The organism is Pelomicrobium sp. G1 (assembly GCF_051905455.1).
GTDB lineage: Bacteria > Pseudomonadota > Gammaproteobacteria > Burkholderiales > UBA6910 > Pelomicrobium.
In genome coordinates this window covers 1-252 of sequence record NZ_JBQACR010000460.1, presented here as the reverse complement: position 1 = coordinate 252, position 252 = coordinate 1, and the positions used below count along the sequence as shown (strand labels likewise).

The following is a 252-nucleotide window of genomic DNA, read 5'->3' as shown; positions in this document are numbered from 1 at the left end:
CTCGTGGACACCAGCGGGCAGCGGCTCTCCCGGCGCGACGAGCTGCTCGGCATCAACGGCTATCTCGCCCACCTGGCCAAGGCCTTGGCCTTCGCCCGCGCCCGAGGGCATCTCCTGCTCGCGCTGGTCTATGGCGAAGCAGTGAGCGGCGGCTTTCTCTCCTTTGGCATGATGGCCGACTACGTGTACGCGCTGCGCGACGCCCAAGTGCGGGTGATGAACCTCGCCGCCATGGCGCGCGTGACCAAGATC

1 protein-coding gene is annotated in these 252 nt (G+C 67.9%); it reads left to right on the top strand.

Annotated features, from left to right (window positions below):
- Positions 1–252, top strand: a 252-nt coding sequence (locus tag ACTFO6_RS19230) for a biotin-independent malonate decarboxylase subunit gamma (RefSeq protein WP_439935926.1), incomplete at both ends; no start/stop codon positions are given.